A 12653-nucleotide genomic window follows, 5' to 3' on the forward strand; every position below is an offset into this window, starting at 1 on the left:
GGCGCGGGCCGCCGACGGAAGTACGCACAGGGATTGCCCCGTGTTCACCCCTGCGCGTTACGATCGCTGCGCACGTAGGCCGGACACGAGTCCGGCCGAAACTGCGCAGGCCCCTCCCATGCCGCCTCGGTGAGAAGGTAAAAGCTTATGTTCGGAAGGCTCGGTCCCACCGAGATCATTCTCATCCTCGTCGTGATCGTCCTGCTGTTCGGCGCGAAGAAGCTTCCGGACATGGCGCGTTCGCTCGGCAAGTCGGCCCGCATCCTCAAGAGCGAGGCCAAGGCGATGAAGTCGGAGGGCCAGCAGACGGCCCCGGCGGAGCCCAAGGGTGACGAGACCGCTCAGGACCACGTCGTGCCGCGTACGATCCAGGCGGCGCCCGGTGACGTGACCAGCGCGCGTCCGGTGACCGAGCCGACGGACTCGACCACCAAGCGCTGACACCTGGGCCGAAGCGGGTACCGCTGTCGCCGGCAGCCCGCCGCACGAGATGAGGACGTGGGTTGCTTAAGTCTGCCCGCAAGAAGGAGACCGATCCCGAGGGGCGGATGCCCCTGGTGGAGCACCTGCGTGAGCTGCGCAACCGGCTCGCCAAGGCGCTGGTGGCGATCGTCGTCGTGACGCTCGTCGCCGCGTTCTTCTACAAGGACATCATCGAGTTCTTCACCGACCCCGTACTGAGGTCGGTCGGATGTGAAACGAGCTTCTCGGAACTGGCCAAGCGGCAGGACGGCACCTGTGCTCGCATCGTCCTGAACGGTCTGCTGACGCCGTTCACCCTCGCGCTCAAGGTCTCCTTGATGGCCGGTGTCGTGGTCTCCTCACCGATCTGGCTCTACCAGCTGTGGGCGTTCGTCGCCCCGGGGTTGCACAAAGCGGAGAAGAAGTACTCGCTCGCCTTCGTGTCGGCGGGCTTCCCGCTCTTCCTGGCCGGCGGTTTCTTCGCGTACAAGACGCTGCCGACGATGGCCAAGGTCCTGCTGGAGTTCTCGCCGGCCAACCTGGACAACCAGCTTCCGCTCGACGACCTGCTCGATCTGATCACCCGCATGGTCGTCGTCTTCGGTCTCGCCTTCGAGCTGCCCCTGCTGCTGGTCATGCTCAACCTCGGCGGGGTCATCACCGGCAAGCGGATGGCCGGCTGGTGGCGCGCCATGATCATGGGCATCACGGTCTTCGCCGCGGTGGCCACGCCCAGCACGGACCCGCTGACGATGATGGCCCTGGCCGTGCCGATCTGGGTGCTGTACTTCGTCGCCACGGCGATCTCGCTCCTGAACGACCGCCGCAAGGCACAGCGCGACGCCATGGGACCCGCCGACGACGAGGCCTCGGATCTGGATCTGATCCCGGAGGCCGTCGGGGAGATCGAGCCCGTCTCGACGCCGCCCGCCCTTCCCGGGCAGCCGGACAGCACCGGTACGAAGCGACTGAACGGTTACGACGACATCACCTGATCGCGTACCCCCGGCGCGGACCACGTTCGCCGCGCCGGGGCCTCTCCAAGGGCGATTAAAGATCGGGCTGACTGTCAGAGGTGGCGGGTAGGCTCGACTTCAAGATGACAGAGGACCTCTCACCAGCCGAGCGCTACGCCGCTTCCCGGATTCGCGCCGTCGAGCAGGCCACGGCGCTCGCCCCCTTCCGCGAGATGTACGACTTCGGCCTGGACCCCTTCCAGATCGAGGCATGCCAGGCCCTGGAGGCGGGGAAGGGCGTGCTGGTCGCCGCGCCCACCGGCTCGGGCAAGACGATCGTCGGCGAGTTCGCCGTGCACCTGGCTCTGGCCGAGGGCCGCAAGTGCTTCTACACCACACCCATCAAGGCGCTCTCCAACCAGAAGTACGCCGATCTGGCCAAGCGCTACGGCGCCGCCAAGGTCGGCCTGCTGACCGGGGACAACAGCGTCAACGCGGACGCTCCGGTGGTCGTCATGACCACCGAGGTGCTGCGCAACATGCTCTACGCGGGCTCCCAGGCGCTCACCGGACTCGGCTATGTGGTGATGGACGAGGTGCACTACCTCTCCGACCGCTTCCGGGGCGCCGTCTGGGAAGAGGTGATCATCCATCTCCCCGAGTCGGTCACGCTGGTCTCGCTCTCGGCGACGGTCTCCAACGCCGAGGAGTTCGGTGACTGGCTGGACACCGTCCGTGGTGACACCGAAGTGATCGTCTCCGAGCACCGGCCCGTGCCGCTCTGGCAGCACGTGATGGCCGGGCGCCGGATGTACGACCTCTTCGAGGAGGAGACCGACCACGGCGGCCGCGGCGTGGGCAAGCGCGAGGTCAGCCCGGATCTCGTCCGGCTGGCCCGGATGGAGAACCAGCGCACGTACAACCCGCGCGAGCGCCGGCGCGGGAAGATGATCCGCGAGGCGGACCGCGAGCGCGAGCGCCGCCAGCGCTCCCGGATCTGGACGCCCGGCAGACCCGAGGTCATCGAGCGCCTCGACGCCGAGGGGCTGCTGCCCGCGATCACGTTCATCTTCAGCCGGGCCGGCTGCGAGGCCGCCGTACAGCAGTGCATGTACGCGGGGCTCCGGCTCAACAACGACGAGGCGCGGCGGCGGGTCCGCGAGATCGTCGAGGAGCGCACGGCCTCGATCCCCGGTGAGGACCTCCATGTCCTCGGCTACTACGAGTGGCTGGAGGGCCTGGAGCGCGGCATCGCCGCGCACCACGCCGGGATGCTGCCGACCTTCAAGGAGGTCGTGGAGGAGCTGTTCGTCCGCGGCCTGGTCAAGGCGGTCTTCGCCACCGAGACCCTGGCGCTCGGCATCAATATGCCCGCCAGGTCCGTCGTGCTGGAGAAGCTCGTCAAGTGGAACGGCGAGCAGCACGCCGACATCACGCCCGGTGAGTACACCCAGCTGACCGGACGGGCGGGCCGGCGGGGGATCGACATCGAGGGCCACGCCGTGGTGCTCTGGCAGCGCGGGATGGACCCGGGCGCGCTCGCCGGGCTCGCCGGGACGCGTACCTATCCGCTGCGCTCCAGCTTCCGGCCCTCGTACAACATGGCCGTCAATCTCGTACAGCAGTTCGGCAGGCATCGCTCGCGCGAGCTGCTGGAGACCTCTTTCGCGCAGTTCCAGGCCGACAAGTCGGTCGTCGGGATCTCCCGGCAGGTCCAGCGCAACGAGGAGGGCCTCGACGGCTACCGGGAGGGCATGACCTGCCATCTCGGGGACTTCGAGGAGTACGCGCGCATGCGGCGCGACCTCAAGGACCGCGAGACCGAGCTGGCCAGGCAGGGCGCGGCGCAGCGCCGGGCCGCCGCGGCCTCGTCGCTGGAGAAGCTCAAGCCGGGGGATGTCATCCATGTGCCGACCGGGAAGTTCTCCGGTCTCGCGCTGGTGCTCGACCCCGGCCTGCCGGCCGGGCGCGCCAACGGCCATCGGGGGCTGGAGTACCAGGACGGGCCGCGGCCGCTCGTACTGACCGCCGAGCGGCAGGTCAAGCGGCTCGCCTCGATGGACTTCCCGGTGCCGGTGGAGGCGCTGGAGCGGATGCGCATCCCCAAGTCGTTCAACGCGCGCTCCCCGCAGTCGCGCCGTGATCTGGCGTCCGTGCTGCGGACCAAGGCCGGGCATCTCGTGCCCGAGCGGCACCGCAAGCAGCGCGCCGCCGCCGCGGACGACCAGGAGATCGCCCGGCTCCGTACGGAGCTGCGCGCCCACCCCTGCCACGGCTGCGACGAGCGGGAGGACCACGCCCGCTGGGCCGAGCGCTACCACCGGCTCCAGCGGGACACCCGGCAGCTGGAGCGCAGGATCGAGGGGCGGACGAACACCATCGCCCGTACCTTCGACCGGATCGTCGCGCTCCTCACCGAGCTGGACTATCTGCGCGGGGACGAGGTCACGGAGCACGGACGACGGCTGGCCAGGCTCTACGGAGAGCTGGATCTGCTGGCGAGCGAGTGCCTGCGCGACCGGGTGTGGGAAGGGCTCTCCCCGGCCGAGCTGGCCGCCTGTGTCTCGGCGCTGGTGTACGAGGCCAGGCAGTCGGACGACGCGGTGGCGCCCAAGGTCCCCTCGGGCGCGGCGAAGGCCGCGCTGGGCGAGATGGTCCGTATCTGGGGCCGGCTCGACGCCCTGGAGGAGGACCTGAAGATCAGCCAGGCGGAGGGTGTCGGGCAGCGCGAGCCCGATCTCGGCTTCGCCTGGGCGGTCTACATGTGGGCCTCGGGCAAGGGCCTGGACGAGGTGCTGCGCGAGGCGGAGATGCCGGCCGGTGACTTCGTGCGCTGGTCCAAGCAGGTCATCGACGTGCTCGGCCAGATCGCGGCCGCCGCGCCGCGCGAGAACAGCACCGTCGCGAAGAACGCGCGCAAGGCGGTCGAGTCGGTGCTGCGCGGGGTGGTGGCGTACAGCTCGGTCGGCTGACCGGGTGCGGAGATCCGTGCGTACGGCGCCCCGCCGGGTGGTTTCCGGCGGGGCGCCGTACGCGTTCGGGCCTGTGCGTCCGGGGCGGCCGGCCAGGAAGCCGCCCCGGACGCCGTGCGGGGACCTCCGACTACATCTTCGGCATCAGCACCGTGTCGATGATGTGCACCGTCGCGTTGGACGTGGACACATTGCCGCAGACGACCTTCGCGGAGTCGTTGACGGTGTACGACTCTCCCGAGCCCGCCGTGGTCAGCGTGCCCTTCTCCAGAGTCGGGTACGTACCGCTCGCCAGCCGCGCCGGGGCCAGCTTCTCGCCGACGACGTGGTAGGTGAGGATCTTGGTCAGGGTGGCCTTGTCGCTGAGGACCTTGTCCAGGTCGGCCTTCGGGATCTTGGCGAAGGCGTCATTGGTCGGCGCGAAGACCGTGATGTCCCGGGCGTTGTTCAGGGTGTCGGCCAGACCGGCCTTCTGTACCGCCGTGACCAGGGTGGAGAGGTCGGGGTTGTGGGACGCGGCGGTCGCCACCGGGTCCTTGGACATGCCGTCGAAGCTGCCGGCTCCGGAGGCCGGAACGGACGCGCACGCCGTACCGAACGGCTGGTCACCCGCGCCCGCGGCGTCCTCCGTCGTGCTCTTGGACTCCTGGGGAGCCGCGGCCGAGGCCGCCGAGTCCTTGCTGTCCTTGCTGTCGTTGCTGTCGTCGGCGGAACAGGCGGTGAGGGCCAGCGGCAGCGCGACGGCACCGAGGACGGCGAGGGCGGCACGGTGGAAACGGGTGCTGATCATGTGGAATCTCCTTGAAGGATAATGCGTGAAGTGGTGCGGAAACGGTCTGCGGGGATGTGGTGCGGGGGTGCGCGCGGGGTGCGCGGGCGGTGCTCGCCGGATCGTCAGGTCACGTCGACCACCACCGAGTGCCAGCCGGTGGCGCCGTCGGGTACCGTCCCGACGCGCTTCTCCGTCTGCGTGTAGCCGTCCAGATCGGTGGCGCGGACTTCGAGGGTGTGGCTGCCGGTGGTCGCCCGCCACTCCCACACCCACTGGCGCCAGGTGTCCTTGGTGTCCTGGGCCGCCAGCCGCGCCGTGTGCCAGTCGCCCCCGTCGACCCGTACCTCGACCCGGGCGATTCCGCGGTGCTGCGCCCAGGCCACTCCGGCGACGGGCACGACGCCCGGCTCGGGAGAGGCGAACGGGCGCGGGGTGTCGATCCGCGACTCGGTCTTGATGGGGGCCCGCCGGGACCAGCTCCGCTTCACCCAGTACGCGTCGTAGTCGGCGAACGTGGTGAGTTCCAGATCCTGGAGCCACTTGCAGGCCGAGACATAGCCGTAGAGCCCCGGCACCACCATCCGTACCGGGAAGCCGTGGTCGAACGGCAGCGGCTCGCCGTTCATGCCCAGCGCCAGCATGGCGTCGCGGCCGTCCATCACGGTCTCGACCGGCGACCCGATGGCCATGCCGTCCACCGAGCGTGCCACCAGCTGGTCGGCGGGGCCGCCCTTCGAGGGCGGCTCGACCCCGGCCTCGCCGAGCAGATCCGCCAGGCGTACGCCGATCCAGCGGGCGTTGCCGACATACGGGCCGCCGACCTCGTTGGAGACACAGGTCAGGGTGATGTCCCGCTCGATCAGCTCGCGGCGGAGCAGATCGTCGAAACTCACCGTCAGGGGGCGGGCGACGCCCTTGCCGTGAATCCTCAGCCGCCAGCCGCCGGCATCGATCCTCGGCACCACCAGAGCGGTGTCGACCCGGTAGAAGTCCTTGGCGGGGGTGGTGAACGGGCCCAGCCCCCGGACCCTCAGCTCCGCCCCGGCCGGCACGGGCCGGGCCGGGGACGCCGGTGCGGGCAGGACGATACCGGCGCGTGTGGCGGCGGCCCTGGCCGCGCCCGAGCCGCCCAGCCGGCTGCCCAGCACTCCGGCTCCGGCCGACGCGGCCACCGCGGCGGTCGCGGCGATCACGAAGCCACGCCGGTCGAACGATCCGGCCGGGGCGCCGTCCGCCGCCGCCGTTGCGTCCGGGGTTCCGTCCGCCCCCTCAGCCGCCGGGGACGGACGGAACGTGAGCCTGCCGGCCAGCAGTTGGAGCACTCCGCAGGCCAGCACGGCACCCACGGCGGAGGGCAGGGCGTCGAGCGGTCCACCACCGGGCCGCTCCACCGCCGCCGCCGCGCCGACCGCGCCGAAGACCAGCACCGCCGCGAACCCGGTCGGCCGGTGCCGCAGTGCGACCACTCCGACCGCCATGGCGAAGACCGCCAGGAGGGCCAGGATGCCGAGCTGGAGCACCAGCTTGTCGTTGGTCCCGAAGTTGCGGACGGCGAAGTCCTTCAGCCAGGGAGGGGTGCGGTCGATGAACGCGCCGCCCACCGCGTTGACGGGACCGGCCTCGGGCCGTACGGCCACCGCGGCCAGCTCCGCCACCGCCAGCGCCGAGGCGCCCGTGATCAGCCCGCTCAGCGCCCCCAGGGCGGCACGCACCAGACGTGCCGTGCGGCCGGGGGAACCACCCTCCGGCGTCGGGACCTTCAGATCATCGCTCACAGTCGCCATTCGGAACCGGAACGACGGCGGATTGGTCATTGACTCGAAGGAGTTGAAAATTCCCGCCGCCCGGAAAGAGATCGCACCGGACACCAATCCCCGGCCTCCGCCGCTTCGAATACCTCACGTACAGGGGCCAACGCCCGTGACGGGACGTGATCCGGACGCGATCCGGACGCGGCTGGATGTGAGGGAGCGGTATGAGCGGGGAGCGTCGGCGCACGGCCGTGGTCGGGGGTGGAGTCGCCGGGCTGACCGCCGCGTACGTACTCCGGCACGCGCACGAGGTGACGCTGTACGAGGCGGAGGACCGGCTCGGCGGTCACGCGCACACCCATGACGTGGCGTCGGCCGACGGCCGGGTGCACCGCGTCGACTCCGGCTTCATCGTGCACAACGAGCGGACGTATCCGTATCTGCTGCGGCTCTTCGTGGAACTCGGCGTCGCCACACGGGAGTCGGAGATGAGCATGTCCGTGCGGTGCGAGGGCTGCGGGCTCGAATACGCCGGAGCGCGCGGCCCGGCCGGGCTGTTCGCCCGGCCGCGCAACGCGCTGCGTCCGGCCTATCTGCGTCTGCTCGGCGAGGTCCCCCGCTTCCACCGGCTGGCCCGCCGGCTGCTGGCGGCCGGGAACGGCGCCCGGCGCGAGCCCGGCGCCGGCCCGACGCTGGGCGACTTCCTCACGGCGGGCCGCTTCTCGCCGTACTTCACCTCCCACTTCATGACCCCGGTCGTCTCGGCCGTCTGGTCCTGCGACGCGGGCACGGCGATGCGCTACCCCGCCCGCTATCTGTTCCGCTTCATGGCCCACCACGGCATGCTGGCGATCAACGGCTCTCCCACCTGGCGGACGGTGAGCGGCGGCTCACGCGCATACGTCGAGCGGGTCGGCAAGCGTCTCGACGCCGTCCGTACCGCCACTCCGGTACGGGCCGTGCGCCGCGGTCCACGGGGGCCGGGGGCCGTCGAGATCACCTCCGAGGACGGCACCGCCCAGCGGTACGACTCCGTGGTCATCGCCGTCCACCCCGACCAGGCGCTGCGGCTGCTCGCCGACGCCACCGAGGCGGAGCGGCACGTCCTCGGCGCGTTCCGCTACGCCCGCAACCCCACCCAGCTGCACACCGACACGAGCGTGCTGCCACGGGCCGCGCACGCCCGCGCGTCGTGGAACTACCTGATGCCGTCCTGCGACGCGGGCGCCGACGCCGTACGCGTCAGTTACGACATGAACCGGCTGCAGCGCATCGACGCCCCGGAGACCTTCGTGGTCACGCTGAACGGCGCCGGCCGGGTGGACGAACGGCGGGTCCTCGCGAGCATGGTGTACGAACACCCCGTCTACACACCGGAGTCCGTCGCGGCCCAGCGAGGGCTGCCCGCGCTCAGCGGACCCGTCACCGCGTTCGCCGGGGCGTACCACGGCTGGGGGTTCCACGAGGACGGCTGCCGCTCGGGCGTCGAGGCCGCGGCGGCGCTGGGGGTGGCGTGGTGAACACCGCGACGCCCGCCCCGCGTACGGTCCCGGCGCTCTACACCTGTGTGATCGGCCATGTCAGGACCACGCCCCGCCGGTACACCCTGCGCCACCGCACCTATCTGTGGCTGATCGACCCCGACCGGCCACCGGTGCTGCCCCGGCCGCTGCGTCCGCTGGCCCGCTTCGACGCCCGTGACCACTTCGGCGGCACCCTGCCCACGATCCGCGCGGGCCTCGACGCCTTCCTCGCCGCGCGCGGCGTCGAACCGGCCGGAGTGAGGGTGACGATGCTCGCCCACGCGCGGGTGTTCGGCCATGTCTTCAACCCGCTCACCCTGTTCTGGTGCCGCGCACCCGGCGGCGAGCCGCTGTGCGTCGTCGCCGAGGTGCACAACACCTACGGCGAACGGCACTGCTATCTGCTGCGGCCCGACGACACCCACCGGGCCGCGGTGGACAAGGACTTCCATGTCTCACCGTTCCTCCCGGTCGACGGCGCCTACACCATGCGGCTGCCGGAACCGGGCGAACGGCTCGCGCTGACAGTGCGTCTGGACCGGCCGGGAAGCGGCCCGTTCACCGCGACCGTACGGGGCGAGCGCCGCCCCGCCACCGTCCGGACCCTGGTGCGCGCCGCGCTGCGCCACCCCTGGTCCACCGCCGCCGTCTCTCTCGGTATCCGGCTGCACGGCGTCCGGCTCCTGCTGCGCGGACTGCCCGTACAGCCCCGTCCCCGTCACAGGCCCCAGGAGGGTGTGAAGTGAGTGTGTCCGTCTCCCCGGTGTCCCCCGGGCCGTCCTCGCCGTGCGCGTCCGCGTCCCCGTCGCCGGCCGCGCCGGCCGACCCCCGCCGCTGGCCCGACGTGGCTCGTCAGCCGCGCGCCTCATGGCTCCGTACCGCCCTGGCCGGGCGGATCGTCCGGCACGCCCTCGACGGTCTGCCGCTCCGGGTCCGCCTCGGCGGCACCGAGACGCTCGGGCGCGGCGGCCCGCTGATGGAGGTGCGCGACCCCGTGGCGTTCTTCCGGCGGATCGGCGCCGGCGGACTGATCGGCTTCGGCGAGTCCTACATGGCCGGCGAGTGGGAGGCACGCGACCTGGTCGGCGTCCTGACCGTCCTCGCCGGGCGGGCCGCCGACCTCGTCCCCGAGCCGCTCCAGAGGCTGCGCGCCCGCTGGGCACCGAAACATCCCGAGGCACAGCGCAACACCCCCGAGGGATCGCGGGACAACATCAGCCGGCACTACGACCTCTCCAACGAACTGTTCGCGCTCTTCCTCGACGAGACCCTCTCCTACTCCTCGGCCCTCTTCCGCGGCTTCCCGGCCGACCGCTCGCTGCTCGCCGCCGCCCAGCACCGGAAGATCGACCGGCTGCTCGACCGGGCGGCGGTCGGCCCCGGCACCGAACTGCTGGAGATCGGCACCGGCTGGGGCGAGCTGGCCATCCGGGCGGCGGCGCGCGGGGCGCGGGTACGGACCGTGACGCTCTCCCGGGAACAGCGGGAGCTGGCGCGGGAACGGATCCGCGCGGCGGGCTTCGAAGACCGGGTCCGGGTCGAACTCCTCGACTACCGCGCGGTCGACGGCACCTTCGACGCCATCGTCAGCGTCGAGATGATCGAGGCCGTCGGGGCGGAGTTCTGGCCCGAGTACTTCACCACGCTCGACCGGCTCCTCGCCCCCGGCGGACGCCTCGCCCTCCAGGCGATCACCATGCCGCACGACCGGATGCTCGCCTCCAAGGACACCTTCACCTGGATCCAGAAGTACATCTTCCCCGGCGGATTCCTGCCGTCCGTCGAGGCGATCGAACACATCACCGCGGAACACACGGCGCTGCGCGTCGCCGGCCGGGACGGCTTCGGCCCGCACTACGCCGAAACCCTCCGCCTCTGGCGGGAGCGCTTCACCGAGCAGGCGCCGCGGGTCGACGCCCTCGGCTTCGACCTGACGTTCCGCCGGCTGTGGACCTTCTATCTCGCCTACTCCGAAGCGGGCTTCCGCTCCGGCTATCTCGATGTCCAGCAGCTGACACTCACCAAGGAGGAGACCTGCGGATGACGGGTCCCCAGCTGAAGCCCCGGCCGCGAACCGGCGCCGCCCAGCATCTCTTCCCCCTCGCCGAACAGCTTCTCGGCGGCTCCCTGCCGCTGCGGCTGCGCGCCTGGGACGGATCGACGGCCGGTCCTGACGGCGCCCCCGTCGTCGTGCTCCGTTCCCGGCGCGCCCTGCGCAGACTCGTCCGGCGGCCCGGCGAACTCGGCCTCGCCCAGGCGTACATCACCGGCGAACTCGACTTCGAGGGAGACCTCACCGACGGGCTGCGGGCCGTCTGGGGCGCCGTGCGCGAGCGCGGCCTCCGCCCGCCGCGGCTCACACTCGGCGACCGGGCCAGGGCGCTGGCCACCGCGCTGCGCCTCGGCGCCGTCGGACCGCGGCTCCCCGCGCCCGTGTCCGAGGCGCGGCTGCCGGGCGCCCGGCACAGCAAGGCCCGCGACCGTGCGGCCATCAGCCATCACTACGACCTGTCCAACGACTTCTACGCGCTGCTGCTCGACGCGACGATGGCGTACTCCTGCGGCTACTGGACGAGCGACGAGCCCGGCTACGGACCGTCGGACGCGCAGCGCGACAAGCTGGAGCTGATCTGCCGCAAGCTCGGGCTGCGCGAGGGCGCCAGGCTGCTGGACATCGGCTGCGGCTGGGGGTCGCTCACGCTCTACGCGGCCGAGCGGTACAGGACCCGGGTCACCGCCGTCACGCTCTCCCGGGAACAGGCCGCGTATGTGAGCGCGCGGGTCGAGGAGCGCGGCCTCGGCGCACTGGTCGAGGTACGGCACCGCGACTACCGCGACCTCACCGGCGGCGGCTACGACGCGGTGTCGGCCGTCGAGATGGGCGAGCACGTCGGCGACGCCGAATACCCCGCGTTCACCGCGGCCCTGCACCGTGTGCTCGGGCCCGGGGGCAGGGCGCTGGTCCAGCAGATGTCCCGGGGGACGACGGCACCGGGCGGCGGGGCCTTCATCGAGTCGTACATCGCCCCCGACATGCATATGCGACCGCTCGGTGCCACCGTCTCGCTGCTGGAGGGCGCGGGCCTGGAGGTACGGGCCGTGGAGTCGATGCGCGAGCACTACACCCGTACGGTCCGCGACTGGCACCGCACGCTGGAGGAGCGCTGGCCGGAGTTCGTCGCGCTCGTCGGGGAGGAGACCGCGCGCGTCTGGCGGCTCTATCTGGCGGGCGGGGCACTGGCCTTCGAGGAACGCCGTATGGGCGTCGACCAGATCCTCGCCGTGCGGCCGACGGCGGCGGGCGTGAGCGGGATGCCCGCCACGCAGCGCGACTGGTACGCGCGGGACGCGCGCGCCCGGGAGGCGCGGCGGCGGGACGGCGTCCGGTGAGCGGCTATCCATGGGCGCGGTTCGGGCTGGGCATCGGCCCCGCCCTGGCGGCGGCCCTCGCCGTCATGCTCGTCACCTTCGCGTTCGCCGTCGCCAGGCGGCTCCACCGGATCGTCGACATCGCCTGGGGCGTCGCCTTCACGGCGGTCGCGCTCGTCTCGTACGCGATGTCGACGGGGGAGGGGAACGACGGACGGCGGCTGCTCGTCACCGTCCTGACCGCCGTATGGGGGCTGCGGCTGGCCGGCCATATCGCCGCGCGGGGCCGGGGGCACGGCGAGGACCCCCGCTACGAGGCGCTGCTCGCCAGGGCGCCTGGCAGCCGGAGCCTCTACGCGCTGCGCATGGTCTATCTGCTCCAGGGCGTGCTGGTGGTGCTCGTCTCGCTGCCCGTGCAGGCCGCGCAGTATCTGCCGGGAGCGCTCGGCCCGGCCGCCTACGCCGGCTGCGCCCTCTGGACGGCCGGGCTGTTCTTCGAGGCGGTGGGGGACCGCCAACTCGCCCGCTTCAAGGCGGACCCGGCGAGCGAGGGCCGGATCATGGACCGGGGTCTGTGGAGCTGGACCAGGCACCCGAACTACTTCGGCGACTTCTGCGTGTGGTGGGGGCTGTTCCTCATCGTCTGCGACGACCCGGTGGTGGCCGCCGCGACCGTGGCCGGTCCGCTGGTGATGAGCTTCCTGCTGATCGGCGGCAGCGGGAAGCGCCTGCTGGAGCGGCGTATGGCGGACCGCCCCGGCTGGGCCGCGTACGCGGCCCGTACCAGCGGCTTCTTCCCACTGCCGCCGCGCCGGGGCGCGCGCTCCCGGGGATAGCGCACGCGGGGG

Annotated in this window: 10 protein-coding genes; 8 read left to right on the forward strand and 2 right to left on the reverse strand. The window is 71.8% G+C overall.

Translation table 11 applies throughout. From position 1 onward, the window contains the following. Positions 1–147 precede the first annotated feature (147 nt). From tatA to ACZ7LS_RS19635, 3 genes are all read left to right on the forward strand, one after another. Positions 148–441: a Sec-independent protein translocase subunit TatA gene (gene tatA, locus ACZ7LS_RS19625; RefSeq protein WP_129772623.1), complete on the forward strand. Its 294-nt coding sequence runs from the start codon at positions 148–150 to the stop codon at positions 439–441. A 62-nt stretch (positions 442–503) separates the two neighbouring features. Then, positions 504–1457, forward strand: a complete 954-nt coding sequence (tatC, locus tag ACZ7LS_RS19630) for a twin-arginine translocase subunit TatC (RefSeq protein ID WP_382520039.1) — start codon at positions 504–506, stop codon at positions 1455–1457. Between the two features lie 104 nt (positions 1458–1561). Next, positions 1562–4390 carry a DEAD/DEAH box helicase gene (locus ACZ7LS_RS19635; protein ID WP_382520038.1) on the forward strand — a complete coding sequence of 943 codons (2829 nt, stop codon included), beginning with the start codon at positions 1562–1564 and terminating at the stop codon, positions 4388–4390. 130 nt (positions 4391–4520) lie between these two features. Here ACZ7LS_RS19635 and ACZ7LS_RS19640 read toward each other — a convergent pair whose 3' ends face one another. Both ACZ7LS_RS19640 and ACZ7LS_RS19645 read right to left on the reverse strand, forming a co-directional pair. Continuing rightward, positions 4521–5180 (reverse strand): fasciclin domain-containing protein, encoded by a 660-nt coding sequence (locus ACZ7LS_RS19640; protein ID WP_385133005.1) that lies wholly within the window; start codon positions 5178–5180, stop codon positions 4521–4523. Positions 5181–5284: 104 nt separating this feature from the next. Further along, entirely contained in the window at positions 5285–6874 is a 1590-nt protein-coding gene (locus ACZ7LS_RS19645; protein ID WP_385133155.1) for a molybdopterin-dependent oxidoreductase, read from the reverse strand. A gap of 263 nt (positions 6875–7137) precedes the next feature. Here ACZ7LS_RS19645 and ACZ7LS_RS19650 point away from each other — a divergent pair, with 263 nt between their 5' ends. From ACZ7LS_RS19650 to ACZ7LS_RS19670, 5 genes are read left to right on the forward strand one after another with little or no spacing between them, the layout of a single operon-like run. Beyond that, positions 7138–8433: an NAD(P)/FAD-dependent oxidoreductase gene (locus ACZ7LS_RS19650; RefSeq protein WP_385133008.1), complete on the forward strand. Its 1296-nt coding sequence runs from the start codon at positions 7138–7140 to the stop codon at positions 8431–8433. Continuing rightward, complete coding sequence (locus tag ACZ7LS_RS19655) at positions 8430–9182, forward strand: DUF1365 domain-containing protein (protein WP_382520033.1); 753 nt, start codon at positions 8430–8432, stop codon at positions 9180–9182. The genes ACZ7LS_RS19650 and ACZ7LS_RS19655 overlap by 4 nt, the downstream gene beginning before the upstream one ends. A gap of 17 nt (positions 9183–9199) precedes the next feature. Then, positions 9200–10480, forward strand: coding sequence for a class I SAM-dependent methyltransferase (locus tag ACZ7LS_RS19660; protein WP_382670394.1), 1281 nt, complete (start codon positions 9200–9202; stop codon positions 10478–10480). After that, positions 10477–11826, forward strand: coding sequence for a class I SAM-dependent methyltransferase (locus tag ACZ7LS_RS19665; RefSeq protein WP_385133011.1), 1350 nt, complete (start codon positions 10477–10479; stop codon positions 11824–11826). The genes ACZ7LS_RS19660 and ACZ7LS_RS19665 overlap by 4 nt, the downstream gene beginning before the upstream one ends. Next, on the forward strand, positions 11823–12641 hold the full coding sequence (locus ACZ7LS_RS19670) for a DUF1295 domain-containing protein (protein ID WP_382520030.1): 819 nt from the start codon (positions 11823–11825) through the stop codon (positions 12639–12641). The genes ACZ7LS_RS19665 and ACZ7LS_RS19670 overlap by 4 nt, the downstream gene beginning before the upstream one ends. The last annotated feature ends 12 nt before the right edge of the window (positions 12642–12653 follow it).

The sequence above is a fragment of the Streptomyces sp. NPDC039430 genome (genome assembly GCF_055639435.1).

Excerpts from the sequence above, each read along its gene's own strand:
- tatA (WP_129772623.1), top strand. The coding sequence starts at position 148 with ATGTTCGGAAGGCTCGGTCCCACCGAGATCATTCTCATCCTCGTCGTG.
- ACZ7LS_RS19640 (WP_385133005.1), bottom strand. The coding sequence starts at position 5,180 with ATGATCAGCACCCGTTTCCACCGTGCCGCCCTCGCCGTCCTCGGTGCC.
- ACZ7LS_RS19650 (WP_385133008.1), top strand. The coding sequence starts at position 7,138 with ATGAGCGGGGAGCGTCGGCGCACGGCCGTGGTCGGGGGTGGAGTCGCC.
- ACZ7LS_RS19635 (WP_382520038.1), top strand. The coding sequence starts at position 1,562 with ATGACAGAGGACCTCTCACCAGCCGAGCGCTACGCCGCTTCCCGGATT.
- ACZ7LS_RS19665 (WP_385133011.1), top strand. The coding sequence starts at position 10,477 with ATGACGGGTCCCCAGCTGAAGCCCCGGCCGCGAACCGGCGCCGCCCAG.